Source organism: Mycobacterium uberis (assembly GCF_003408705.1).
Lineage (GTDB): Bacteria > Actinomycetota > Actinomycetes > Mycobacteriales > Mycobacteriaceae > Mycobacterium > Mycobacterium uberis.
In genome coordinates this window covers 65,104-91,612 of sequence record NZ_QAYL01000001.1, presented here as the reverse complement: position 1 = coordinate 91,612, position 26,509 = coordinate 65,104, and the positions used below count along the sequence as shown (strand labels likewise).

The 26,509-nt window shown below is 55.2% G+C and carries 18 protein-coding genes, 3 tRNA genes and 3 pseudogenes; 12 read left to right on the top strand and 12 right to left on the bottom strand.

Features of this window, described 5'->3' with window-relative positions; translation table 11 throughout:
* Positions 1–5 precede the first annotated feature (5 nt).
* Positions 6–545, bottom strand: coding sequence for a bacterial proteasome activator family protein (locus MUBE_RS00400; protein ID WP_116539042.1), 540 nt, complete (start codon positions 543–545; stop codon positions 6–8).
* Between the two features lie 15 nt (positions 546–560).
* Positions 561–2,525: a DUF6541 family protein gene (locus tag MUBE_RS00395; protein WP_116539041.1), complete on the bottom strand. Its 1,965-nt coding sequence runs from the start codon at positions 2,523–2,525 to the stop codon at positions 561–563.
* Between the two features lie 125 nt (positions 2,526–2,650).
* On the opposite strand from MUBE_RS00395, the gene MUBE_RS00390 reads away from it, so the two are divergent.
* The gene (locus MUBE_RS00390) at positions 2,651–3,847 is read left to right on the top strand and encodes a cysteine desulfurase-like protein (RefSeq protein ID WP_116539275.1); all 1,197 of its coding nucleotides are present in this window, start codon (positions 2,651–2,653) and stop codon (positions 3,845–3,847) included.
* On the opposite strand, the gene MUBE_RS00385 is transcribed toward MUBE_RS00390, so the two are convergent.
* A complete protein-coding gene (locus MUBE_RS00385; protein ID WP_116539040.1) occupies positions 3,844–4,830 on the bottom strand; it encodes an NAD(P)H-quinone oxidoreductase in 987 nt (328 codons plus the stop codon). The genes MUBE_RS00390 and MUBE_RS00385 overlap by 4 nt on opposite strands.
* A gap of 44 nt (positions 4,831–4,874) precedes the next feature.
* On the opposite strand from MUBE_RS00385, the gene MUBE_RS00380 reads away from it, so the two are divergent.
* Positions 4,875–4,961: transfer RNA gene (locus MUBE_RS00380), tRNA-Ser, on the top strand.
* Positions 4,962–5,048: 87 nt separating this feature from the next.
* On the opposite strand, the gene lipE is transcribed toward MUBE_RS00380, so the two are convergent.
* From lipE to hisC, 5 genes and pseudogenes are all read right to left on the bottom strand, one after another.
* Positions 5,049–6,284: a lipase LipE gene (gene lipE, locus MUBE_RS00375; RefSeq protein WP_116539039.1), complete on the bottom strand. Its 1,236-nt coding sequence runs from the start codon at positions 6,282–6,284 to the stop codon at positions 5,049–5,051.
* A 9-nt stretch (positions 6,285–6,293) separates the two neighbouring features.
* Complete coding sequence (locus MUBE_RS00370) at positions 6,294–7,118, bottom strand: crotonase/enoyl-CoA hydratase family protein (protein WP_116539274.1); 825 nt, start codon at positions 7,116–7,118, stop codon at positions 6,294–6,296.
* Positions 7,119–7,165: 47 nt separating this feature from the next.
* A complete protein-coding gene (locus tag MUBE_RS00365) occupies positions 7,166–7,351 on the bottom strand; it encodes a hypothetical protein (protein ID WP_116539038.1) in 186 nt (61 codons plus the stop codon).
* Positions 7,352–8,389: 1,038 nt separating this feature from the next.
* Positions 8,390–8,769: pseudogene (locus MUBE_RS00350) on the bottom strand (GXWXG domain-containing protein).
* Positions 8,766–9,857: a histidinol-phosphate transaminase gene (hisC, locus tag MUBE_RS00345; RefSeq protein WP_116539035.1), complete on the bottom strand. Its 1,092-nt coding sequence runs from the start codon at positions 9,855–9,857 to the stop codon at positions 8,766–8,768. The pseudogene MUBE_RS00350 and the gene hisC overlap by 4 nt, the downstream one beginning before the upstream one ends.
* An 87-nt stretch (positions 9,858–9,944) precedes the next feature.
* On the opposite strand from hisC, the gene MUBE_RS00340 reads away from it, so the two are divergent.
* Together MUBE_RS00340 and MUBE_RS00335 are read left to right on the top strand one after the other, a co-directional pair.
* Positions 9,945–10,035 (top strand) — tRNA-Ser (locus MUBE_RS00340).
* Between the two features lie 19 nt (positions 10,036–10,054).
* Positions 10,055–10,127, top strand: a tRNA-Arg gene (locus MUBE_RS00335).
* A gap of 747 nt (positions 10,128–10,874) precedes the next feature.
* Here MUBE_RS00335 and MUBE_RS16530 read toward each other — a convergent pair.
* Together MUBE_RS16530 and MUBE_RS00325 are read right to left on the bottom strand one after the other, a co-directional pair.
* Positions 10,875–11,204: pseudogene (locus MUBE_RS16530) on the bottom strand (nuclear transport factor 2 family protein).
* A 1,140-nt stretch (positions 11,205–12,344) separates the two neighbouring features.
* Positions 12,345–12,785 (bottom strand): SRPBCC family protein, encoded by a 441-nt coding sequence (locus tag MUBE_RS00325; RefSeq protein ID WP_116539273.1) that lies wholly within the window; start codon positions 12,783–12,785, stop codon positions 12,345–12,347.
* A gap of 189 nt (positions 12,786–12,974) precedes the next feature.
* Between MUBE_RS00325 and MUBE_RS00320 the strand changes: the two genes are divergently transcribed.
* The 4 genes from MUBE_RS00320 to MUBE_RS00300 all read left to right on the top strand — a co-directional run bounded on the left by MUBE_RS00320 (position 12,975) and on the right by MUBE_RS00300 (position 17,617).
* Positions 12,975–14,249: a glycosyltransferase gene (locus MUBE_RS00320; RefSeq protein ID WP_165849614.1), complete on the top strand. Its 1,275-nt coding sequence runs from the start codon at positions 12,975–12,977 to the stop codon at positions 14,247–14,249.
* A gap of 602 nt (positions 14,250–14,851) precedes the next feature.
* Positions 14,852–15,538 carry a rhamnosyl O-methyltransferase gene (locus MUBE_RS00315; RefSeq protein WP_424399000.1) on the top strand — a complete coding sequence of 229 codons (687 nt, stop codon included), beginning with the start codon at positions 14,852–14,854 and terminating at the stop codon, positions 15,536–15,538.
* 197 nt (positions 15,539–15,735) lie between these two features.
* Complete coding sequence (locus MUBE_RS14975; RefSeq protein ID WP_133297003.1) at positions 15,736–16,662, top strand: acyl esterase; 927 nt, start codon at positions 15,736–15,738, stop codon at positions 16,660–16,662.
* Positions 16,663–16,795: 133 nt separating this feature from the next.
* A complete protein-coding gene (locus MUBE_RS00300) occupies positions 16,796–17,617 on the top strand; it encodes a class I SAM-dependent methyltransferase (RefSeq protein WP_116539030.1) in 822 nt (273 codons plus the stop codon).
* A gap of 236 nt (positions 17,618–17,853) precedes the next feature.
* Here MUBE_RS00300 and MUBE_RS00295 read toward each other — a convergent pair whose 3' ends face one another.
* Both MUBE_RS00295 and MUBE_RS16525 read right to left on the bottom strand, forming a co-directional pair.
* Complete coding sequence (locus MUBE_RS00295; RefSeq protein ID WP_116539029.1) at positions 17,854–19,110, bottom strand: saccharopine dehydrogenase family protein; 1,257 nt, start codon at positions 19,108–19,110, stop codon at positions 17,854–17,856.
* Positions 19,111–19,205: 95 nt separating this feature from the next.
* Positions 19,206–19,927, bottom strand: a pseudogene (locus tag MUBE_RS16525) (SAM-dependent methyltransferase).
* A 115-nt stretch (positions 19,928–20,042) separates the two neighbouring features.
* Between MUBE_RS16525 and MUBE_RS19605 the strand changes: the two are divergent.
* From MUBE_RS19605 to MUBE_RS00270, 4 genes are all read left to right on the top strand, one after another.
* On the top strand, positions 20,043–20,306 hold the full coding sequence (locus MUBE_RS19605; RefSeq protein WP_116539028.1) for an LLM class flavin-dependent oxidoreductase: 264 nt from the start codon (positions 20,043–20,045) through the stop codon (positions 20,304–20,306).
* A 1,502-nt stretch (positions 20,307–21,808) separates the two neighbouring features.
* The gene (locus MUBE_RS00280) at positions 21,809–23,605 is read left to right on the top strand and encodes an AMP-binding protein (protein WP_207801624.1); all 1,797 of its coding nucleotides are present in this window, start codon (positions 21,809–21,811) and stop codon (positions 23,603–23,605) included.
* Positions 23,602–24,234, top strand: coding sequence for a chorismate--pyruvate lyase family protein (locus MUBE_RS00275; protein ID WP_116539026.1), 633 nt, complete (start codon positions 23,602–23,604; stop codon positions 24,232–24,234). Before MUBE_RS00280 ends, MUBE_RS00275 begins: the two co-directional genes overlap by 4 nt.
* Positions 24,235–24,372: 138 nt before the next feature.
* Positions 24,373–26,490, top strand: coding sequence for a p-hydroxybenzoic acid--AMP ligase FadD22 (locus tag MUBE_RS00270; RefSeq protein WP_116539025.1), 2,118 nt, complete (start codon positions 24,373–24,375; stop codon positions 26,488–26,490).
* Positions 26,491–26,509 lie beyond the last annotated feature (19 nt).

Genomic DNA, 26,509 nt, shown 5'->3' with positions numbered 1-26,509 from the left:
TCTGCTTACAGGTATTGTCCGGTGTTGTGACCGCCTGTTTGGCCCGCTTTGCCTAGTCCCGGCGGTAGTGCGCTGTGGCGTATCTGCTCCAACTGCGCGCGGGCGGCCATCTGTTGAGCGAACAATGCGGTCTGGATGCCGTGGAAAAGCCCTTCTAGCCAGCCGACCAGCTGAGCCTGCGCGATGCGCAATTCGGCATCCGAGGGGACTGCACCCGCGTTGAAGGGCAGGGTGAGTCGATCGAGTTCCTCGCGTAGTTCGGGCGCTAGGCCGTCTTCCAGCTCCTGGATGCTGGTAGCGTGGATTTCGCGCAGCCGGTTGCGGCTAGCTTCGTCCAAAGGCGCGGAGCGCACTTCCTCGAGAAGCTGTTTGATCATGGTGCCGATACGCATCACCTTGGCGGGTTGCTCGACCAGGTCGGTCAGGGCCGGTTCATCGGAGTCCCTGCTCTTATCTGCGTCGCGGATCGCCATGGTCCGCGGATCGATTCCACCGATGATTTCGATGCTGTCGTCATCATTGCCGGTACTCAATCCAAATACCATTCTCTTGCGTACTTTCTAGGTATGAACCGCTGCGGCGTTCCCGCGCCACTCAAAGATGCGGGCTGCGCCGTTATCGTAAATTTTCGTCCACGACTTTGATTTCTCTAAGGAGACTAGTCCGTCGGGTACGGCAAACCCTCGCACCGTTGGGCTGGTGGTCAGAATGTAGCGAATATTGAGCACTCGGACCGCTTCGACAACCCACGGATTGCCGGTGTGCGCGTAGACCCAAAAAGCATACCGGAAATAGCCAGGGCCCGTCTGCTGCGGGAAGTCGTAGTGGGTCCACAGCGGATGTAGGTCGGCCACCGCGTACATCCAAGAGCTGCCATCGGTATTGGCATTGCCAATGATGGTGTTGTGTGCACCTGGCAGGGATGCCAGGTAGGCCATAGCGTCGAGGTCTTTCTGGTTGACCATCACCGAGTCGTATTTGTCGCCGAACAAAACCAGATGTCGAAAAAGATAGTGCTGGGCGATGAACACGGAGGCAAGCACCAGCAGCACCGCGCTGACTGATTTCCAGACCGGTCCGGGCAACGGTGTGAACCGGGCAGCGACTCTCTGAGCGCTGGTGACTAACAATAGCACCGCGGCAAACAATGCGATGCCCGCCATCGGCGTCAACAGCATGGTCACCACTGCCGAGAGTCGTCGCGGGTCGTTGTAGAAGAACTGACTGAACTCTTTAATAATGTTGCCGACTGGGCCGCGAAACGGCGTCCCCGAATAGACGGTCGCCACGGTCAGTATCAGCCAGGCCACCGGGGGCCACCAGATTTTCTTGTACAGCAGGATTGTCATGCCAATGGCGGACAACGCCATGAGACCATATTGCGTCGGGAAGTCGTTTAGGTGTCGGGTGTGCAAAAGGAGAGCATCGATCACGCTCTGTTGCACGCCCTTGAAACTGGGGAATGAGTGCCCGGTGATGGTGTCGACCTGTTTTAACACCCCGATGAACTGTGGTGCCAGCATCAACGCGGTCGGCACGACAACGGCGGCCAGGGTCCGCGCGTCTGCTGTCCGGCTGCGCACCGGATGCAACAACGCGTCCAGTGACCACCAACTCAACAGGAAAAGGATGACGACGAACCCGCCGGTGAGATGCACCGAGAAGGTGCCCACCAGCGCCAGAATGGCCACTGGGATGCGGTCGCGGTGGCGCAACGTCGAGGTGATCAAGGCCATCGTCGGTACCGCGACCCCATAAGCAGCCAAGTTCGGCATTGCAGCGACACCGAATTCGACATAAGGGACGGAGGTTAACGACGCCGACAGCGCGGCTGTGGTGGCCGATGCCCCGGCGGCGCATTGTTGCGCCGTCACTGGACGCAGCAGACGCCAAGTGAGGACGGCTGCGCTGATCGGAAACAGCCACACAGACGCCGCCAGCGAACTGACTGTGTAGCTAGTGGTGGGCGCTGCCGCGGTAAGCTGACAGTAGACCGCTGCCAGGGCATGAAACACTGCCGGGTAGTATAGCACTGCATGTGTTTCGACGTTGCGTAGCTCACCCATGTGAGTGGACGACGCTTGACCGGTATCTAGGATGAAGCGCACTGTGTTGGCGTGCCAGACTGCGTCCCAGGTGCTGGGAACGGATTGCCAATGCAGCAGGCCGCGATAAGCCGCCCAGCTAATCAATAGGGCGCCCAACAACACTCCAGACGCCACTGTAACCGCTGGCCAGCCACTGATTCCTCGGGCTTCGGCCGCGGTGTCGCGGTAGCGGGCGAGCAACAGTTGAAAAACAACTATCAGTATGCTTACAGCGACCAAAGTGGCCAGCGCTGTCCAACCGTTCCACGGTATTCTGAGCGCGCCGCAGGGAATGATCGCCAACGCAATCACGCCGTACGTCAATGCCGGACCAACCGCAATAGCGATCGGCCATGTTAGTGCAGCGGCACGCGCGACGATTGTTCCGGGCGCGATCAGTAAAAACAATGTGATCAGCATTCCGAAGCACAACCCCACTCGACTAGTATGGCTGGCCGGGTGACCTTGCTCGCGACGCTCGACTGGTCGGAACGGCTTGGATGATTCTCGGTAGCCGCTACCGTCGCGAATTCGCGGAATAGCGGAACTCTAAGGTGGCTGGTATGGCATACGACGTCGCCCGGGTGCGCGGTCTGCACCCGTCCCTGGGTGATGGCTGGGTGCATTTCGACGCGCCAGCCGGTATGCTCATTCCGGATTCTGTTGCGACCACTATGTCGACTGCATTCCGTAGGTCTAGCGCAACCACGTTAGGTGCGCACCCGTCTGCACAGCGCAGTGCAGCGGTTCTTGACGCGGCGCGTACTTCTGTGGCCGATCTGTTCAATGTTGACCCGGCCGGTGTTGTGCTGGGTGCTGACCGCGCAGTCTTGCTGTCATCGCTGGCCGCAGCGTCGTCCTCGCGCGCCGGCCTGGGGTACGAGGTGATTGTCAGCCGGCTCGACGACGAGGCTAACATCGCTCCGTGGCTGCGGGCTGCACACCGCTATGGCGCGAAGGTGAAGTGGGCCGAGGTCGATATAGAAACCGGTGAGCTGCCGACGTGGCAATGGGAGAGCTTGATCGGCAAGTCGACCCGACTGGTGGCGGTCACGTCCGCGTCGGGGACATTGGGTACCGTCACCGACTTGCGGGCAATGACCAAGCTTGTCCATGATGTCGGTGGGCTCGTCGTGGTCGACCATTCCGCTGCCGCCCCCTACCGGCTGCTCGATGTCAAAGAGACCGAGGTAGACGTGGTGGCGGTGAACGCTCACGCATGGGGCGGTCCTCCGATCGGGGCAGTAGTGTTTCGCGACCCGGGGTTGATCAACACCTTTACCTCGGCGTCGACGGACCCCAACGCTGCGGGCCCGGCGCGTCTCGAGGTTGGTTTGCACCAGTTCGGACTGCTGGCTGGTGTAGTAGCAAGTATCGAATATCTTGCGGCACTTGATGAGTCGGCTGGTGGCAGCAGGCGCGAACGGTTATCGGTGTCAATGCAATCTGCCGGCTTGTATCTGAGCCGGATCTTCGACTACCTGATGATGTTGTTGAGGTCGTTGCCGCTGGTGATGGTGATCGGCCGTCCGGAGGCACGGATACCGGTCGTCAGTTTTACACACCAAGGGGTTCCTGCCAACCGGGTGGTGCAGCGCTTGGCGGACAACGGAATTCTGGCGATTTGCGACCCGAAGTCGCGCGTGCTCGACGTACTTGGCGCCAATGATATCGGCGGCGCGGTTACCGCCGGATTGGCGCATTATTCGACGACAGCCGAAGTCGACCAGCTGGTGCGCGCGCTGGCGTCGCTTGGTTAACGGTGTGAATTCGCGACGGTCAGCACGATCTTCCCGGATACTTTTCCTGACATCAACAGTTGGTGTGCGTCAGCCGCCTGCTGGACAGCCATGCGTGCTCCGATGATGGGCTGCACAGCCCCGGTGGTTATCATCGGCCAAACCGACGCTGTCACGGCGGCCACGATTTCGCTTTTACTGTTCGGGCCGTTTGCCGGCCGGGACCGCAGTGTGGTGCCGATAATACGCGCTCGTTTGCTTAGCAACTTACTGAGGTTGAGCTCGCCTTTTATCCCACCCTGCAGGCCTATGACGATCAGCTGTCCATTAGCGGCCAGCGCGTCGATATTGCGGTCCAGATACGCCGCGCCCATGATATCGAGGATGACGTCGGCACCGTCGGTCTGCTGCCGCAGCCGCGCGACGAAGTCCTCATCGCGGTAGTTAATAGTGATCTGGGCGCCTAGTTCGCGACAAAATTCCAGCTTTTCTGCTGATCCGGCGGTGACCGCCACCTTGGCGCCCAACGCTCGTGCCACTTGGATTCCGTGGCTTCCGATGCCGCTGGCTCCGCCGTGCACCAGCAGCAGCTGTTTTTCGCTTAGATGAGCTGCCATCACTAGGTTTGACCAGACCGTGCAGGCCACTTCGGGGAGTCCTGCTGCGTCGACCACCTCGATACCCTTGGGAATTGGCATCACCTGACCGACGGGAACGGCGACGTATTCCGCGTAGCCGCCTCCGGCGAGTAAAGCGCAAACTTCTTGTCCGACAGACCATTCGGTTATACCTGAGCCGACTGCTGAAATGATGCCGGCTACCTCCATGCCGATGATCTCGCTGGCCCCTGGTGGAGGCGGATATTTTCCAGCTGCCTGCAGCACGTCGGCGCGGTTAACACCGGCCGCGGAAACCTTGATCAGGACCTCGCCGGGGCACACCGCAATATTGGGAACTTCTCGCCATACCAGTTGCTCGGGTGGTTCAGCGACAATGGCGTACATGCTGTTACGATATACATATAGTACTACCCCCTACTCTTGTTAACGGTGGCGTGGCAGAGCGGCCTAATGCACTTGCCTTGAAAGCGAGAGACGGCTAAACCCGTCCGGGGGTTCAAATCCCTCCGCCACCGCCGTGGCGTGCCAATGCCGCGAGCGCGCGTGTCTTTATAGCAACACGACGGTGCCGTTGTCATTTCGTTGACGCTCAGGCAGCGATTTTAGTGCGGCGGGATCTCGGCGGTGATACTGTTCATCAGTGCGTCGTAGCGGCTCGTGTGGGGATCACGTTCAGGCTTTCCGCTGCTGATGACACCGGCAGCAAGGCTGCGCTGAGGGTCAACCCAGATGGCGATGTTGACTAGGCCGAGGTGACCGAACGCGGCAGGCGCATTGCGTCCGAATGGTCCGAACTTGTTCGTTCCCAGGATAAATCCGGTACCCCAGCGAGCTAGCATCAGCCCCACCGCTAAATCCGGCCGTAAACGTCGGCATTCGGCCACTGCACTGTGCAGGGTTTCTTGGCTTATCACCCGTATACCATCAAGTTCGCCACCCCGGCGCCAGATTTCAGCGAACCGCGACATCTCGTAGGCGGTCGACACGGTGTTGGACGACGGTATGATGGTGGTGAGAAAAGGTGGAGTGTTGGTGTACGGGATGACTTCGTGCACGGTTCCCCCAATCGCCTTACGGAAAATCTGGGCGGCCACCGGCGGCAAAGGCCTTCCGGTGGCATGACTCGGCGCAACCGATGGGACATCTTTCTTAGGGACACCGAAGTTGGTCCACCGGAAACCCAACGGGTTGAGGATCTCCGTGGCGAGGATTTCGCGGATTTCTTTCCCGGTGGCTGCATAGACGATCTCACGCATCAATGGACCCCATGTTAGGGCGTGGTACATGTGCATTAGCCCCGGGCGGTAGAGCGGTCGCAGTTCGCTTAGCTTACTTTGCGCGTACTCGTGGTCGTCGGTGCGGGTCACGTCTGGCCGGGCTCCAGTGAGGAATGGTAGTCCAGCGCTGTGTGTCATCACGTGGCGGATCGTGATCCGATGTTTGCCGTGACTAGTGAAGTTGGGTAGGTAGTCGCACACGCGATCGTCGAGTGATAGAACCCTCCGCTCGACGAGCATGTGTACTACGGTTGCAGTGACAGCTTTGGCTGCAGAGTATACGCAGAACGGGGTATCGGTCGTGACGAGGACCTTTTCGGCTTCGGGCGGATCGGTCGGGGCGTTGCCCCAACCGTGGCCGATTGCGCGGTTTAGCACAACCCGCCCGTGTTGTCGGATGCACAATTGGATTGCGGGGTGCATGCCGGCTTGGTACCAGTGGCGGGCAGCCTGCCAAATTCGTTCGACGGCAGCGCTGTTGATGTCGGTATGGTCCTCATCGCCAATAGTCGTCACGGTGTCGAGGTCAGTCGGGACCTGGATTTTGTTGCTTGAAATCAATGTATTGTCCTACTCCCCGATGAACTGCGGCGTCCGCTTGGCGAATGTGGTCGAAATACCTTCGGTCAGATCCTTGGACGGCAGAAAAGCTGTGTTCCATGCAGCGACATAGTGCAGGTTCTGTGAGACAGCAGAGATGCGTTGCTGGTCCAGGACATTCTTTATACCGTAGACCGTCAGTGGCGGATTGACGGCGATCTCGGCGGCGGTGGCATGGGCGGCAGCCAGCGTCTTAGCGGCGTCTTCATAGACGTCATTGACAAGACCAATTTTTTCGGCGCGGGCAGCATCGATGTCTTTGCCCGTCAACGCCAATTCACGTAGATGCCCGTCGCTCAAGATCAGCGGGAGGCGGGAGAGACTGCCCAGGTCGGAGACGATGGCCAGTTTGACTTCCCGCACCGAGAACTTAGCGTTGACACTAGCGCAGCGGATGTCGACCGCGGAAATCAGATCGACGGCGTCACCAATACACCAGCCGTGAACCGACGCGATCGTGGGAGCACGGCAATCAGCGACGGTGTTGATAGCTTTCTGCATCCGCAGCATCTCCGCATGGAAGTCGGTGCGGGGGCGGGCCAACGCGCCGTCAGCCAATAACGGGGCGAACGTCCCGCTTATCGCTGATAAGTCGAGGCCGTAGCTAAAATTATTGCCCGATCCGGTGATGACGATGGCCCGTACCTCATGGTCGGCATCTAGCTTGACAAACACCTCGGGCATTTCCGACCAGAAGGCGGGCCCCATCGCGTTGCCCTTGCCCGGTCCGATCAGTGTCACCTGTGCGACCTGGCCTTTAGTTTCGACGGTGACAGATTCATATGTCCGATTTATGTTTGAGCCCATATCAAGACCGTAGCGTGTTAGCGGTCCGCTGATGTTCACGCTGTAAGGGCGAAAGCTTCCACCAGCTTCGCTTTTCCACGCAGGGAAAGCGTGTGTACCGGCACCTGACTCACCAGCTCGTCTGCGACACCACGGGCGAAGTGTAATACGTCGCCGACCGTTTGTTGCTGCATCCACACCGCAACATTGACCGGATCGTCAAGCGAGGTGAAGTCCACCACAGCTTCGCCAACCTTGCCTACCTATACCACGCTGGTATTGGATGTCACACCAGTGTTCAGTCAGGAATCTTTCTCTGTTCCGTAGCCTAATGGTTTAGAGCAGATCGCGTTCTGCATTAACCGCTGACGATCGATATTCGGTTCCGTTGATGCCTTTAACAAAAGCGTCATGACTTCGTCGCCAATCAGTTTGTCAATTACCGTGTCTCTGCGCAGCAGCGCCCGTGTCGCAGCTCTGTAAAATCGGTTGAGCAACACGGCGAAATCCGAAACAACGGTGGCTTAACCTGTGGTGATGGCCTTGCGCACGTCGGCGAACAGCACCGCAATGTCAATTGCAGCTTCGCTGGGGGAATCCTTATTATCGCAAAGGACACACAGGTTGGGGTTCTTGCGTGACTGTGCGTAGCCTGCGACAGCAAAAATTCGTCCTACCACGCCGCCAAACGGGTTACTGCAACCTTGCACAGCGCGGTTCCGACGGTCGTAGTCGGAACAGGCGCAGCTTTCTATTGTAGCTAGCGTAACCTTCGGTTAGCGGCAAATGTCATAAATTCAGGAATGGGCTCCGACGAACCCGGAGACTATGGGCGAGACAGGATCGGAATTGTCTATGCTGTTCCTTCATACGCTCTTGCCGCTATGGGCTATGGGCAGTTACTACAACGGTTTTCGTGTTGTCACCGTTACTACGTCCCGTTTCCTTACGATGCCGCCTCGAAATCCAGGCCATGGATCTGGAGCGATGTAGAGCGGTATGTACCGTCACAACAAGAGGCGATGCCAGAACCTGGCTTGCCGGGCTCAAGGCAGTACCATGGAGTATGCCAGCCCAGCTGGATACATTGATGAGCCATTGCAGCCAGCGACTTTTTGCTGTTCCTGAACGTTATGGGGATAGTTGGCGACAGCAGAAAGCGATCCCAGAAAAATGCGAAGCTCGAGGTCACTTTCCTGAAGCTCGGCGCATCAGGTGCCCATAACTATACTACATGCAGTTACAGTCATTCTAAACATTAAGATTAGATGTAGTGTAGATTATATATAGTACCGGTTGTTATCCAAGGCGTCTTTGTCGTTTATGGTGCACATCACCAGGTTGTCGTCGATCTACTTGAAGTAGTTGTGCATAGGTTGACTATCGTGCGCCATGGTGACGGTGACTTCACCGAGGAAGTAATCAGCCACACCAGCGGATGTACGTTACTGGCTTACGCGAAGGTCTTGTTGAACCAGCTCGCTTTCTCCAACTGGCTGTTCATCTTGTGTCCGGTGCGGAATTCGCTGGCCTTTCACTCGTTGACCATGCCGTAGATAATCGCGGGCGTAAGGGCTGCCCAGAAGTTGTCGAACTCGGCATCGGCAGTGTTGTCAGTGCTTTCCTCGAACTCGGTGAACGTAGTGTGCACCAAACTCATCGGGTAGTCTGTGGTTCGGTATCTGCAATCCAGTCAGTGGCAAACCGCAGTAAGGCGTCGTTTTCTTCCGGCGCGCCGATAGTGACTCGGACACCATCGGTGCCATACGGGCGGACCACAATGCGCGCATTTGCGGCCTGCTCCACGAAATCCTGTGTACGAGGTCCCAGCGGCAGCCAAACGAAGTTGGTTTGTGTCGGCGGCAGCGTGAACCCGGCTTCGCGCAACGCGGCGCTGACCCGGGCGCGCTCGCTGACTAGGGCGTCAGTGCGGAGTATCAGCTCGTCGGCGGCGTCAAGCGAAGCAATGGCGGCGGCCTGCGCGACGCTCGACACGGTAAACGGCACGTAGACTTTGTCCAACGCGGTGATCACGTCAGGGTGGCCGATCGCATAGCCGACCCGCAAGCCGGCTAGCCCGTATGCCTTTGAAAAAGTGTGCAGCACAACGACGTTTGAGTAGGATTGGGCTAGCTTCAGGCTGTCCGGCAGCATACCGTCGCGAATATATTCGACATAGGCCTCGTCGATGACGATCAGGATATGCGGCGGAACCTTTTCCACGAAGTGGGCCAGTTCGTCTGGATCTACGGCAGTGGATGTCGGATTGTTTGGGTTGCAGACGAAAACTAGCCGGGTGCGGTCGGTGATTGCGGCGAGCATCGCGTAAAGGTCGAAGGTGTGGTCGGTCAATGGCACTTTAACGGCGGTTGCACCGGCAACCTGGACTTGCGGGGGATAGAGTTCAAAGCTGCGCCATCCGAAAACCACTTCGTCGCCGGGTGAGGCAGTGATCTGAACCAGCTGTTGGCACAGGCTGACTGAACCGCAACCGATGGCCACTTGTTCGGGGGTGAAATCTTGGGAGCTCACCGAACCGAGGTGCTTGGTCAGCGCCGCTTTGAGCTGCACGCAGCCGTTATCGGGATAACGGTTGATGGTGTTGGTGGCTTGCTGTATCGCTGCGCGCACGCTGGGTAGTGGTCCGAACACGGTTTCATTGCTGGCCAGTTTGATGACGCCCGACACCGTTTTACCAGGTACATAGACTGGCAGCCCGGCCAGCTCGGGTCGCAGCCGGACAGTCACTGCGCCAGTATATGTTGCGGCTGTGTATGCTATGCCTCCGGCGGTTCAGGGATTCCGGGAAGGGGTCGGGTACCCTCAGGGGTCAAAGGAGGCGTGCCAGAGCGGCCGAATGGGGCTCACTGCTAATGAGTTGTCCCCTTCAAGGGGACCGGAGGTTCAAATCCTCTCGCCTCCGCCATGAACATAACTAAAGACGGGCGCCCGTAGCTCAACGGATAGAGCATCTGACTACGGATCAGAAGGTTAGGGGTTCGAATCCCTTCGGGCGCGCTTTTATGAGCGTATGATCTCGGTCGATGCTTGACAGTTTATCTTCGGGTAATGCCTGACAGTTGCTCCGGTTGATCCTTGACAGATTCCTAGCTGAGGGGGTTGAGCGTGGCTGAGCAGAGGTATTTCGGCCGTGACTGGTGATGGCCTGTTGGTCTTTACAGGTCGCCGAAAGAGTCGAGGTGTCGTGCCAGAGGCTGTGCATATGGTTTAGCTTTTTACGAAGCTTTGGGCTTGGGATTGGTGGACGGTGTTGCTAGATCGCACCTAGCTTCACTAAACTCATCGGCCATTGACAGTCCCACCTAGAACCGCACACTGGGATCACCCGCGGGTATGGATGGTGGTGGTTTTTTGTTAGCGTTGAATCCGTTGAGTGGCCCCATAAGGTAAAGCAATGATATCACCACTGCACAGTGGGGTTGGCGCAGTTCGCAATTGTATGGGGTGCGGCATATCGAAATCGGTCAGTGCGGCAGGGACACTGGTTTCGCGCAGGATCACGCTGTTACTATGGGGATGCAGGTGCCGTGGTTTGTGCCGCAGCAAGTAGGGTTGCCCCGACTAGCTGAATCGCAAAATGACATTTGGTATTTAACCGGTGACCTCAGCAACATCGTCTAGTGGGTCCTTGCCTAAATCCCTGTTGCGATATCCGTTCCGCGACGGTTGTCAAGTCCACGTTGAGATCCAGGTCGCCCACGGGACCGAACCTATTTGGCGGACGACAGAGCTTCGAGGGAGACGTCAGTTTTTAGGAAGCGGGGTGTATCGAATAGTTTGTACCCGGATTATGCCATCCCAAAATACGGATAATGTCGACGCCATTGTCAACGCAGTTGACCACTGAATCGACGGCATACTCGAGGAACAATGGATCGCTGTTGATTTAAGTCCCAGGCTATATTAGTCAGATTGTTGAGTAAGCCGACGAACACCTTTCGGACACCGTTCTTGCTAAGTAAGACATCCGGTAGACGTGATTATCACGAAATTATTGGTATAATCGGCGATAATTTCGTCGAGATCAACTGTGGCGAGTGCCCGCCCGTGGTAGGCGAAGATTTCCTGTGGCATATGTGTCGGCGTTTATCTCACGGTGCTACTCTGAGAACTGTACACTGTCTGGAAGAAACGTAGGCCATTCTTGATGCAAGGCCCCGGCTATCAGCAGCTGGAAGAATGAAGCGTAACTAATTTTCTGGCTGGAAAAGCATGAGGCGATGCCGTGTACCAACAATGATTCCTGGGGTATTACCCAGAGCGTGGAAGCCACCGTACTGGGTGTCGCTGTGGTGCGCGCCGCGGAGACTGAAAGCGAAATCCGCTCGTAAACGACCTATTCGTGCGTGTGTTTGCGGATATGGCGGGCGACGGGATGTGGAGAATCTGTGCCAATCGCATGCTGCAGCATCGAAACTGGACCCGACGGTACTAGGTGGCGATCCAACTGACGATCGACTGCATGGTTACTTGTACCGCGTCCTTTTACGAATTCTTTACTTCGCGGCGACGACCTTGGTGTCCGTCAGGTAGTATATTACAGCGACTGGCTTGGACGCACGGTCATAGCGGTTTCCATTACCCGACAGTATCGTTGTCTGCGAATTTGACCAGAACAAATGTTGGAATTCAAATCCGCCACGTTGTGAGAATAGGATGTATATTTAACAGTATAGTTGATGCGAATTCCGATTAGCTTCCGTCAAGATTGACAAAAGGCTTTGCAGGAGAATGGGTTTGATGTAGCATGACTAGGATTTTGGTCGACGGAGAAGCTAGTGCGTTATTTCCCGGTGCAAGCGCAAGAACTTTTGTTTAAGCGTATGTATATGTTTAGCTCGGATGGCAGCTAGCTGGCTTCCAGCATTTCTGGCGAGAGGTCTCCTCGACCCCAAGTTGGGGGTGATACCGGCGTGAAGAAATGCAGCGCATGCGGGCTGTGGCGGCCAGGCCGCCTACACTAACGTCACGTGTTATGAAGACCTCTGGTATTCCAAGGAGTGCACAGCCGTGGCCGGTTAGACTGAGCGATCATGGTCGGGACGTCTGGAGGCAATTTGCATGGAGCTTGATGGCTCAATTATGATCGCAGCATTCCGCATAAATGTTTAGGGTACAATTCTGCCAACGCTTTTTTGCATCCGTTCAGCTAACAACAAAATTAAAGCCGGGATCGCAATAGCTGCGCCGTGTGAATTTTGGACTGCGTTTGGTCTAACTGGCGGCCAACTGTTCGGCGTGCTGCTTGAGTTTTTCAGCGAGGCGATCGAGTGCGGTGTTAAGTAACATTTTCACCATCGGTGTGGGTACCGGCATAGTGAGCTCGATATCGAGATCGACCGTCAGCATGCTGCCTGCCTCGGCCTCCGTCACGCTGAATAGCTGTTCCTGTTTAGCATACAGGTCGCCTTGCTGCATGACGGTTTGGATCTGATTCATGCCCGGATAGTATACGGCCTGGATGTAGGTTCCCTGCATGCCTTGAAAGTCGATGTCGATGCGTAACTGGCTGGGACGACCGTCGTCATAGCGCGCCAGCACCCAGACGCCTTTGATCCACTCATGCCACTGTGGGTACGACTCAAAATCGGTGACGATGGACATGATCGTTGCAACGTCAGTACCGACTTCGACGGTCTTACTTAAAACTGGCATTGACGAAGCATAGCCGGGGTGCTCGATGGCCACCGAACAAGCAGTCTGGCGGACCATCGGGTACCATCCCCATGGATTCTGTTTGTTTTTGCCCGTATTTTCTGAGTTCGCGTGTCGTGCGTGTAGGCTACGGCGTCGGGGTGGCAGGTAGCGATTGACGTTGTCAGCGATGTGAGAAGGGACGCCGGCATGAGTACGGCACCGGACGCCGCAGCTAAGCCTCAGTCCCGCAGGCTTCGGATCTTGTTTATCGCGGAAGCAGTGTCTTTGGCTCACGTCGTCCGCCCGTTTGTCCTGGCGCGATCGCTGGACCCCAGCTGCTATGAGGTTCACTTTGCCTGCGACGCGCGGTTCAACAAATTGTTGGGTCCGCTCCCTTTTACCCACTATCCGATCTACACCGTGCCCACCGATCAACATCTCACCAAAATGTTTCAGGGTCGACTGTGCTATACCCCGAAGATTTTACGGAAGTATGTGGAGGAGGATACTAAGGTGCTGGCTGAGGTCGCGCCGGATCTCGTGGTCAGTGATCTTCGCTTGACGTTGTCTGTTAGTGCCCGACTGGCGGGCGTTCCCTATATTGCCATCGCGAATGCCTACTGGAGTCCCCAGGCCCGCCGCCGCGGTTTTCCGCTGCCGGACGTGCTGTGGACCCACTTGTTCGGCGTCAGGCTGGTCAAACTTCTCTACCGCCTGGAACGCCCGTTGTTCTTTGCCTACCAGTGCCTGCCGTTCAACTGGGTCCGCCGCAAGTACGGGTTGCCGAGCCTGGGTTGGGATTTGTGCCGCCATTTCACCGATGGTGACTATACTCTGTATGCTGACGTACCCGAGATGGTGCCAACGGACGGTCTGCCGGCTAATCACCAATATCTTGGTCCGGTCTTGTGGTCGCCCTCCGTGCCGTTGCCCGCCTGGTGGGATTCGTTGCCGACAGACCGGCCGATTGTCTATGTGACCATGGGTAGTTCCGGTGGAAAAGGCCTGTTGCAGGTCGTGTTGAACGCCCTGGCGGATTTGCCGGTGACGGTGATCGCGGCCACCGCCGGCCGCAGCGAACTACAGAACGTACCGGCCAATGCTTTCGTGGCCGACTACTTGCCGGGTGAAGCAGCTGCGGCCTGCTCGGCGGTGGTGGTCTGCAACGGCGGCAGCCCGACAACCCAGCAGGCCTTGGTAGCTGGGGTACCGGTGGTCGGGATAGCAGGTAATCTGGATCAACACCTGAACATGGAGGCCGTCGAGCGTGCCGGTGCGGGCATGCTGTTGCGTACGGAACGGCTCAAGAGTAAGCGGGTCGCCGATGTGGTAAGCCAGGTGCTCAGTCGGGCCGAGTACCGACAAGGTGCCCAACGACTCGCTGAGGCCTTCGGACGGGACCGCCCTGAATTCCCGCAACACTTGGAGAATGTGTTACGTTTCGCCTTGGAAAACTTGCCCTCAACATCGTTGGCCAGCTAGCAGACAGCACGACAGATCTAGCGGGGGACGAATAATGTTGTGAACAGCGTTGATTCGGTTCGGCACGAATATGAGGTAAAAAATCAGCAGCACAGGCAATGACGATCCTGCGGGTCAGGCGTCTTGTTGATTAGCAATCAGGATAGCAGAGCAGCGATGTTGCTATTATGGCAGCGATGGTTTTGGCTGTTACACTGCTAGTGCGTTAGCTGGACTAGACGATATACTGTAAACGTTGACTCTAGTGGCTGGTGCGTGGTGGTATAATTTTTGCGTGGTCGTTCGCTAAACGGTAGCTGTTAACTGTGAGGTGAGCGAGTACAAGCGTATACTGATAGTATTCCTGTGGGGGCGGTGGCAGCGTCAAAAGGATGCTGGAGCGAAACCCGGTTATATACATCTGGCGTTGGTTGCAGAGTGATGGCGCGCGGAGTGAGCTTAGGTGAAGCGGATCGTGAGTCTGCGAATTACTGCGATCATAATGTGAGTGCGTGTCGGTGCTATCGGTTCTTTTAAAGAGGCTCGCTAGATCAACATGTGAGTGACCACAGGATGAGCAGTGAGGAGATGATGAGGTGAGCTCAATAAGTCGACTGATCACTTTGATCAGGCAAGCATTGAGTTTTTTCCCCACCTTAATTTACCGACCAACCGATGCGGTTGCGGAGGAGTACCACAAATGGTACTACGACAACGCCGTGTGGACTACGACCACTTGGGCGGGGATCAAATGCTGGAAGTCAGTCAGTGATATGTGGAATTATCAGGAAATTTTAGCTGACTTGAAGCCATCACTGGTGATCGAGTTCGGCACTCGCTACGGTGGTTCAGCAGTGTTTTTCGCCAATATTATGAGGCAAATCGGTCAACCATTCAAGGTGCTTTCCGTGGACGTCTCTCATAAGATGCTAGATCCAGCAGCACGACGTGAGCCGGATGTCTTGTTCATTGAATCGTCATCCACAGCCCCGGCTATTGCCAAGCAGATTCAAAGTCTCAAAGAGGAATACCCTGGCAAGATCTTCGCCATCTTGGACAGTGACCACTCAATGCACCATGTACTGGAGGAGATGAAATTGCTACGTCCTTTACTGTCTAGTGGTGATTATGTGGTAGTGGAAGACGCCAACGTCAACGGACATCCTGTCCTTCCTCTGTTTGGGCCCGGTCCGTATGAAGCCATTGAGGCGTACGAGCGTGAATTCCTAGGTGACTATAAACACGATGAGGCGAGGGAACGCAAATTCGGCTTTACATTTGCGACCAATGGATTTTTAATCCGCAACTAGTGATTCATTTTGAAGTGGCTTATGGTGGGCTATCGGCGCCTCATCTGTGGTGAACGGTCGATGACGTATTCCAAAAGTTATGATCAAATGGACCATGCGGGAGTTTCGTTGTTCACGCGGACTAACATGCAGGTTGGGCTCTTGGTGCACCATGGTTCTAAGTCTGTTCCTAACCACGTTCTAGGGTATTTACCATAGTGACTGAGCAGGCATCTATACCCGATTTTGTGGTATCCCTTGCTGTTTCTGCTACTGGGGCACGGCCGCGATTTTCGATCTGTACGCTGGTCACCCGCCCCACTGAATATGCAGAGATGATAGATTCTTTTGTCAGTCACGGCTTTACTCCTGCTGACTGTGAATATCTTTGTCTTGATAATAGTGAATCAAATCGATTCGATGCCTTCTGTGGCTACAATCTGTTTCTTTCCGAAGCGCGAGGCGACTTCATTATTCTGTGCCATCAAGATATCCTACTTGTCGACGACGGGCGAGCTGAACTTGAACAGCGGCTTGATGAACTCACAGCGCACGATCCAAAATGGGGATTGTGCGGCAATGCAGGTGGGGTTTCATTTAATCGTCTGGCCGTCAGAATTTCTGATCGATTTGGAGTGAACCAATCCATTGGCTCCTTCCCGGCGGCTGTCACAGCTCTTGACGAGAACTTCATTCTCGTGCGACGCGAAGCCAATCTGGCGATGTCGCATGATCTTTCTGGTTTCCACTTCTACGGTGCTGATTTGTGTATTATAGCAGATTTTCTTGGACGCAGCGCTTGGGTGATTGATTTTCATCTACGTCATAAGGGTGTCGGTACAACCGGTGCTAGTTTCTATAGATACCGCAAAGACGTTGCACGAAAATATCGGAAGGCCTTCCGGTGTCGTTTCGTAGTGACTACAGTTACACACTTCTTCCTATCTGGATCGCCGATTTTAAACCGCATATTAACTTCACGCGTCATTAGTATTCGGAAATATTCGATTGACTTGGCGATCAGCTTTTATGGAATATTAACGGATGATCTGCGCTACCCGATTGACATGGTAGTTCGTTGGTACCGGCGTCGGGAGCGTGCCCGCGCCTTAGCAGGACCGAAAAACATGAAGAGCATACGGTGAATGACTCGCAACTGCACTGCAACATTTACTCAGCCGAAGCCGCTTAGCTCATATGTATTGTTTGTATTGTTCAAACATTAGTTCGATGTTGTGTGCGGGCTAGGGTTGTTCGTCTCGGCGAAAGGAACCTGCTATGGGAGTAACCGAAATTGCGAATGCGTTCATCTGGCGCATTATCGAAGAAAGTTGGAACAACGTGCAGTTCCACCTTAATCGTCGCATGAACCGGATCAGGGTCGTGCGACGGGCGCTTGAGGGGCGGACGGCGCCTTTTTATCTTGAGGTCGGTGTTTCGCATGGATTCGCGTTTCGGCATATTGCTGCCGATGAGAAAGTGGCTGTCGACCCGGCTTTCAAGCTCTCGGCGCGCTCTCGTAGGTTGGCTGCCGCGCAGGCGCGTGCTACCCACTACTTTGAGACGACTAGCGATGCCTTTTTCGCGAACGAGACAGCGTTGCTGGAGCGGCACGCTATCGATGTCGCTCTGATTGATGGGCTGCATGTCTATGAACAGGTCGTGCGTGATGTCGAGAATACTCTGCGCTATTTGCGCGACGACGGCGTCATTGTGCTGCATGACTGCAACCCTAAGTTGGCATCGGCTGGCTTTCCGGCGACATCTTACGCTGACTTTCGTGCGCAAAACCATTGGTGGGAAGGCCTGTGGTGCGGCGATGTTTGGAAGGCGATCGTGCACCTGCGCAGCACCCGGACCGATCTACGAATTGCTGTGCTGGACTGTGATTTTGGCGTTGGAATCATACGAAAGGGATCGCCGGAACAGCCATTGTCCTACTCGGTTGAGCAGATCGCGGCACTCAGTTACGCAGATCTTGCCGCTGACCGTGAGCATTTGCTTAACCTCAAGCCGGCCGCGTACCTCGACGAGTTTCTCGGCTCGGAGCGCCGAATCCCACCGAATCCCCACGATGCTGCACACACAGACCATACTTGACTGTCATCATGTCAACTCGGCGCTCTTGTGTTCTGGGGGACTGGCTCGGGGAAGTTCGCTGGATTAGATACAGCAGCTTTGGTAAGCCGATGATTGTTGGGTTCTGTAGGTATTAGAACCGGGGGACTTTGGCGCCGTAATGCTTGTAGCGCTAAGGGAAGGGAGGCTTTGTCGGTCGCGTCGCGCAAAAGAAATCGGCTCAACGGCGCGGCTTAGGGGTGACTGGGGGTTTGCGGTTAACACAGTCGGGTTGTCCCAATGGTTACACCTGCTTCGGGAAGCCGTGTCAGCAGCGCATCGCCCATCGCCGCGGCGGGAGTGAGCACGCCCCGCAGCTCAGAGAGTCGATCACGATCGAGCGCCAGGGCCAGACCACTTTCGGCGAATAGCATCGCCGTAGACTTATACGCGTCAACGTTATGCGCGAAAGTCGCCATATAGCGCGCACCGGTCGTTGTCGTGGTGTATGTCTCGAATGCGTAGTGGCCCCGCTTCTGCGTTTTCCGGCTTGGACCGGTACCTGGTTTGGGGGTGACGTGCTCCACCAACCGTTGGGGTAGTCGGCTGAAGTGCCTATTCCCTAAGCCGATGGCACCAGCTACGACACTGGTGACAGCCGCGGAAGCAACCGGTGCTGCCCACGATTTCCCTAGACTCATCGTTTCCGAGTAGCGGAATTGCCGGCCGTAGGCCCAGTCTTGTAATGCGTTGCTACGCCGGACAATTCGAGTGTTAAATGGGCTCTGCGCAAATCCTCCGGTCCAGAAGCCGGCAAGTTCAGGTGCCAAATCGCTTCCTCGACGCCGAGAAAAATCCGGCTGCGGACCGAGTTCAGGTTCAGCGTCTCGGTCTGTGGTCAGTGTGTATGGGTCAGTGACGAACCGAAGAGCCTCGGGATCGCTAGATGTAGTCCGCATTGCCTCTGCAAATGTGGCAACCGAGCCACCGGAGACCCAGCGCTGAGAGAACGAACGAAGCACAAGATCAGTGTCGCAGAGTTCACCGGCGCTGTCGTCGATCGCTCGGCGGTACAGCTGGTAGACGTTCAGATCGGAAGGGACCGAATTAAATCCGCACGCGAGGATTATTCGGGCACCAGTGTCGGCGGCTTGTTTGTGGTGCAAATCGATGCTGTTTCGGCAGAACATCAGCTCGCCGGTCAAGTCAGCATAGTCCGTTCCAGCCTTCGCGCAAGCCGCCACCAGCGGCAGGCCGTAGCGCGTATAAGGCCCAACAGTCGTCAGCACCACCCGAGTTCGGGCGGCTAACGCTTCGAGTGTCGATGGTTGTGACGTGTCGGCGACAATGAGTGGCCAGTCCTGTGCGGTCGGGCCCAACATCATCTGTACGGTACGCAAACGCTCGCTTGACCGGCCGGCCAGCGAGATCCGTGCTGTAGATCCACTACGTGCGAGATGTTCGGCGGTCAACTTGCCAGAGAAGCCGGTGGCACCGTACAAGACTATATCGAACTCGCGCTCAGCTGGGCTCATGCAAGCGACACTACCTGAGCGCGAGACACTGATGCAGCTTCAGTCCTTAGTTAAAGTAATACATCACGATAAGTAGGGGCCTCACTACTCCAAGATTAGGGGGCCAGCTGCGTGCCTTGCACGCCAATGAATTCGAGGCTCACTAAGAGCAGGAAAATTGGCAGATGGCGATCGACCAGGTCTTGCGACTTTTGTGAATTGCTCGCAATGCTGCGCAGTACTTCGGCATTGATTTTTCTCTGTGACAGTTGCTACAGCGGAGAAGCAGCAAAATCGGTATACTATGCGGCGACCGCATTGCCGGAGCGCAGGTCAGCGTAGGGGAATACTCCCTGGCCGCAGCACACGAACCACCCCGATGCGAGAACTAAAGTTCGGGCAGCAGTGCGAAGCTCCGACATCGAGCACCACGTCAAAGGGCAAGTTTTCGGCATCGCCCTCGCGTGAAGTCCAAAACAGACAGCTGATGTCACTTAAGGAGGTCAGATGTAGGGTGCGGGTGAGATATGCTGTTGTTCCCGCTGTGGTCGCAAAACGAACCGCATAGTACTCGCTCGCCGCTCACATCGGCCTGGGTTGCCATATGGTGGTACAGGTTGATGTGAGTCCAGTTCGGTTTGTAAGTTCCCTCGCAATAGCAAACCCTTGTATAAGGGTTATAATCGGTCCAGTTGATGAAGCCAATTTCGTCCGGTACTGAGCTCACGCGTAATGAACGGATACCAGAACCTCCAAACCCTACTTGTATGTCTAAGGTACTGCCTGCGCGGATGAGAAAACTACGGGTTCGTAGTAAAGGCCATGGGCAATGGCATATGGCAAAAAACTCTGGGTCGCTTGCCTATGGCACGTGTTGCCGGGATGTCCGAGCGTAGGAGACAGCTGCAACTGTGGTAGTGTCACCGGCATAACATCTAGGTCGGCGGCGCACAATGAGGGCAATGAGAAAAGCTCAAACCACCGCGACTCTGCATTTACTTACCCAAGACAAAGCCATGCTTGGTATCAGCGTGGGGGAGTGTGAAGTCAACGAGCCTTACGGCGTAAAATACGCAAACTCGGTTGCGCGGTTTGAAGAAGTGTCGGTTATCACTCGCGCATTGTGGGATTCAAGCGGGGAGTTGGTTTCGCGCGAATCCCCATTCTTTCCCCTGCATAATGCCTTGTGTGACCTTACCGCTATACCAGGAAAATAGCACTAAATCTGGGACGTGGCACACAGTCCGTGGATACTGCGGGCCACGCGATGCTACGGGTACGATGCTTAGATTCCGATTGTTTTGATTCGTCTTAACCGAATACAGCCGTACATTCGAAGCCGTGTGTACCGTCGGTGTCCGACGCTAAACCATGACCCAATCATAGATTACCCCTGCGGCAGTGTGTGGCATACTAACAGGTCGGACTCGCGATGACATGGATTGGATTCTGTCCTCGTAAAAATAAATGCGCTCGGAGTATCTGGGAAGCCCAGGAATATCATAGTGTTGAGCATACAATTAGAAGCCGATTTCGCGGGCGTTCAGGACATCATTCCACAAACCAGAGATCATAGATGAGGAAACGGTTTGATCGTATGCGGCTGAAATCCCAGCCGTGATTATGTAAAAATTTCTTTTGATTAGGACTTCCGACGAAATCATCGATCAAGTAGTGAAATGGTGCAATAACGACTTAAAATATCCGGTCGTTAGCAACTGGCAGTTTGGTTAACCTCAGCTTGTGTAAAATTGTTTTAGGCACTTCTGCCAGATATCTAAAAGTACCTCGCAGACTCAAGAAGTCGTGACTTACGTCACTATCAGAAAACGCTGGCGATCCAATCTAGTTGTTGGTGCAGCAATTGAAGCCAGGACAAGCAGTTTCGCTTTCCCGAGCCTAAATGTGAAACCTTTTCTTTTCAAGGATAGCATAAGACTTCGACGTTCGTAATTACAGTCTAGTCAGGGTCAGGAGACCAAATCTATTGGGTAACTGGCCTATGAGTACTTGCGTTGGTAAGCGTTTGCTCCGACCTGACGAGGTTATGAGCTTGGTCACTTCTGTTGGGCGAGTGGTTAACGGCAGGCAAGGACCCATTGTCCCCTGCCGCAACGGATTTGCTGCGATTCGTGCGAGTGCAGGACACACAGTACCGTGTGGACTTGCCAATCACGATTTTGGCACCATGACTTGTCTCGTGACGCGTGTTCCGCCAGAATAAGCCTCAAGACCGGAGCGAAAGGGTGTCAGTGTAGACGCCACTTGGTCTTTGGTGCGATCAACAGATTGACCTTGAAAGCCAGATTGCTAGGATAGACTAAGCTGTACCCAAGTCCTGCATCGCGCAAACCTACAGGTCCTGTCAGCGCTGACGCTGCGCAGGATATATAGGATATATAGAGTTTAATTTTTTCGACAACAGGATATATAGAGTTTAATTTTTTCGACAAGAAGCGCAGCCTTAACCTGATATCCTAGGGCCTTGTCGATTTCGCGTGGTGGGCCCGGGCGAGATACGAATCGTCTATGCGTCGACTCGGATTCGAGGACACGGCAGCGAAACAGTCGTAATTCTATTGCCGTCAATAGCCGAAGGATCATCATGAAAACGGACTTATCATTTCGCGTTGGGGGTGAGGAGGCGACGCAACCTACGCAGGGCACGGCTAAGCAACAAACGGGACAACTGGTCAACGGGACTGTAATGCGATTCGCGATGAGCGAGGTGACGCTCACTGATCTGTTGCAGAAAGCAGCCAGCCAGTTCCCCAATCGCGCTGCGTACAAGTTCATCGACTATGACGTGGATCCAGCGGGATTTACCGAAACTCTCACTTGGTGGCAGGTCTATCGACGTTCGATGATTGTGGCGGACGAGCTCAGGATCTACGCGTCGGATGGCGATAGGGTTGCGATCTTGGCCCCGCAGGGGCTCGAATACATCGTTGCTTTTATGGGGGTGCTGCAGGCTGGTCTCATTGCTGTTCCTCTTCCAGTGCCCCAATTCGGCATTCATGACGAGCGAATTTCTGCAACATTGCTGGATTCCTTGCCCAGCGTCATTATTACGACCTCGGCGACAGCCGCTGAGGTCGCAAAATATGCGACACATGCGCGCTCTGCGCAGAGTCCTGTGCCGGTCGTTGTGGCGGTGGACGCGCTGGACCTGGACTCTACGCGAGAGTGCGATGCGAGTCGGTATGTGCGTTCGAGCACGGCCTATCTGCAGTACACATCGGGGTCTACTCGTACCCCTGCTGGCGTTATTGTTTCGCACAAAAACGTCATTACCAACTGTGTGCAGCTAATGTCTGATTATTTGGGGGATGTAGAGAAGGTTCCGTCAACTGCTGTTTCATGGCTGCCGTTCTACCACGATATGGGGTTGATCCTGGGCGTCATTCTACCGATGGTCAATCAAGACACCGCAGTGTTGCTAAGTCCGATGGCATTTTTGCAACGTCCGGCTCGCTGGATGCAATTACTGGGCAAATATTTTGGACAGATTTCCTGTGCACCGAATTTCGGTTTTGAATTAGCGGTGCGCAGAACGTCGGATGACGATATGGCCGGACTTGATCTCGGGCACGTGCGGGCGATCGCCACAGGTGCCGAACGTGTAAATGTCACGACGCTTCAGCGTTTCACCGACTGGTTTGCCCGCTTCAACCTCAACGAGACAGCAATCCGACCGTCATATGGACTTGCCGAGGCAACGGTGTACGTGGCCACGGCCGGGCCAGGACGGCCACCTAAAAGCGTCTGTTTCGACTACGGGCACTTGTCTGCTGGTAAAGCGAAGCGTAGTAACAGCGCTGTCGGCGATGGCGCCAACTTGGTCAGTTATGGCCCGCCGCGGGCATCGATACTACGGATCGTTGACCCCGATACCAGGATTGAGGTCCCGGAGGGGACTGTAGGGGAAATCTGGGTGCAGGGGGACAACGTCGCCAGTGGTTATTGGCGTAACTCCGAAAACACTGCGCGGACGTTCGGTGGTCAGCTTGTCAATCCCTCGCCCGGCACATCAGACGGTCCGTGGTTGCGGACTGGAGATCTCGGTGTCATTTTTGAAGGTGAACTGTTCATCACAGGCCGTATCAAGGATCTCCTGGTCGTGGATGGGACAAATCACTATCCGGATGACATCGAGGCGACGATCCAGGAAATTACGGGTGGTCGGGTCGTGGCGATAGTCGTGCCGGATGAGTGCACTGAGAAGTTGGTAACCATCATCGAGCTGATGAAGTGGGGTCATGCGGATGGTGATGTGATGGACAAGCTCCGCACGGTCAAACGTGAGGTCACCTCCGTGATATCCAAATTGCATCGGGTACGCGTCGCGGACGTCGTTATGGTGGCGCCGGGTTCAATTCCCGTCACCACCAGCGGCAAGGTTCGACGTGCAGCCTGCGTTGAGCGTTATCTAAACCACGAGTTCAACCGCCTGGACGGTTACGGTATGACCGTACGCGTATGTGGGCTGTCTACTTTATCCCGGGATGAGATATGACCAATAGTGCTTTGTCTAAGGAGGAAATCCGAAAGTTCGATCGTGATCTTCGGATCCTTGTCGCAACGAACGGCACCCTCACGCGGGTGCTTAGCGTGATGGCTAACGAAAGCATAGTTGTCGATATTATCAACCAGAAAATTCTCGATACGGTACCGAAAATACCTGAATTAGATGATTCAGAAATTGGCCAGGTACTTCAGCGTAATATCTTGCTTAAAGGTCGTAGATCAGGAATAGTATTCGTAGCTGCTGAATCGTTGATTGCTGTTGATTTATTGCCTCCTGCCATTACGGAGTCTTTGACAAAGACGCACCGTCCTATTGGTGAGGTTATGGCGGCGAGCTGCATCGAGACCTATAAGGAGGATGCTAAGGTCTGGATCGGAGATTTGCCATGTTGGCTTGTAGATAATGGATATAAAAATTCGCTAGAGAGAATTGTCGGCCGCCGGTATCGACTCATTGCCGGAGGTCGACCGGTCATTATTACCACCGAATATTTTCTTCGAAGTGTATTTCAAGATGCTCCCCGTGAAGAGCCCGATCGTTGCCGGTATTCAAACGACATCGACACCAGGAGTGGAGATCGTTTTGTCCTTCATAGTCGAGTCCTCAAAAGTCTCTAGTGTTTACAATGTCAGGTCGCAGTCTTCGAGTCTGTGGACTGACAGCGCTTTGCGTATAGCGTCGCCAAGCAGATGTTTGTTCGATTGCCAAGTTAACAAGGATATCAACTTATGGCGGGCTAGGACGGTCGTCCAATAATGCGGCATGAGAATCTGGCAGCACTGCTCGCTTACCAGGCAGCAGAAGCGGGGTGGTACGACAAGCCTGCCTATTATGCGCCGGAGGTCGTGACTCACGGCCAAATCCATGACGGTGCGATACGTCTTGGAGAAGTACTGAGAAACCGTGACCTTTCGGCAGGAGATCGCGTCCTGCTGTGTCTCCCCGATTCGCCGGATCTAGTCCAGCTATTGCTGGCGTGCCTGGCTCGCGGGATCGTGGCGTTTCTGGTTAATCCAGAACTGCATTGCGAAGACCACGCGTTTGCTGAGCGCGACACCAAAACGGCGCTTGTTATCACAACAGGTCCGCTCCGCGATCGATTTCAGCCGTCGAATGTGGTCGAAGCCGCTGAACTGTTGTCCGATGCAACCCAAGTTGAGCCGAGCGACTACGAACCGGTGAGTGGTAATGCAATTGCGTACGCTATGTACACATCCGGTACTACGGGTCCACCGAAGGCGGCGATCCATCGGCACGCTGATCCATTCACGTTCGTCGAAGCGATGTGTCGTCAAGCGTTGCGACTCACTCCCCAAGATATCGTGCTATGTAGCGCACGCATGTATTTTGCGTACGGCCTAGGTAATTCGGTCTGGTTTCCGCTCGCGACAGGTGGGTCAGCTGTCATCAGTCCGGTGCTGGTCAATGCAGAATCTGCTGCCACACTGAGTGCGCGGTACGAGCCATCGATACTTTATGGTGTGCCGAGTTTCTTTGCAAGAGTTGTCGACACATGTTCTCCAGATTCCTTCCGTTCCTTGCGCTGTGTGGTATCAGCAGGAGAAGCCCTTGAACTGAGGCTTGCTGAGCGGCTCATGGAATTCTTTGGTGGTATACCTATTCTGGACGGAATTGGATCTACAGAGGTTGGCCAGACATTCGTATCAAATAGCGTTGACGAATGGCGTGTGGGGACTCTAGGAAGGGTACTTTCGCCCTACGAGATTCGTGTTGTGGCGCCGGATGGAGCAACTGCTGGTCTTGGAGTGGAGGGGGATCTGTGGGTTCGTGGACCATCGGTTGCACAGACCTATTGGAATAGTTTTGATTCACTCCTGGAAAATGAGGGTTGGCTCAACACACGGGATAGGGTATGTATCGACGGTGACGGGTGGGTTACGTACGGTTGCCGTGCAGATGACATGGAAATTGTCGGAGGCGTCAACGTTAATCCGCGGGAGGTTGAGCGGCTCATTAGTGAGGTTGACGCCGTGGCGGAGGCTGCAGTTGTTGGAGTAAAGGAATCCACCGGAGCGTCCACGCTGCAGGCGTTTCTGGTGCCAGCGAGTGGCGCGTTTATTGATGAATCAGATGTGCGAGACGTCCATCGGCGATTGCTTTCCCAACTGTCTGCATTCAAGGTGCCACATAGATTTGCTATTGTTGAACGGCTCCCAAGAACTGCGAACGGTAAGTTGTTACGTAATGCGCTTCGCAAGGAGAGTCCAACGAAACCGATTTGGGAACTTTCGTTGACCGAGCCTCGATCTGACGCGAACGCACAGCTTAAAAGTCGGCCGGTGTCGAACACGCAGGTTGCTGTGGGAAATGCCGGCGCAGCAACGTTCAAGCAGCGGTTGTACGCGTTGCAGCAAGAACGTGAACGGCTGGTAGTCGAGGCTGTCTGTGCGGAGGCCGCTAGGATGTTGGGTGAATCGGATCCCGGATTGATAAATCGGGATCTTGCCTTTTCGGAGCTGGGTTTCGACTCACAAATGACAGTCACATTGTGCAATCGATTGGCGGCAGTTACTGGTCTGCGGTTGCCTGAAACGGTCGGGTGGGATTACGGCTCGATATCGGGGTTATCCCGATATTTGGAGGCTGAACTGTCGGGCGGACAGAGACAGCCGGGGACGCCCGTTACCGCGAATGCTGGCGCGAAAGGCTTCTCACCGATCGATGAGGAGCTGAAGAAGGTCGAAGAAATGGTGGCGGCGATTACGGACAGCGAGAAGCAGCGCGTGGCAGACCGTTTACGTGTCCTGCTGGGGACCATCGCTGCCGGTGAAGCTGGCTTGAGCCAACGGATCCAGGCTGCCTCGACTCCCGACGAGATTTTCCAGCTAATCGATTCTGAGTTTTGCGAGTAATGATGAGGAGTGGTAATTG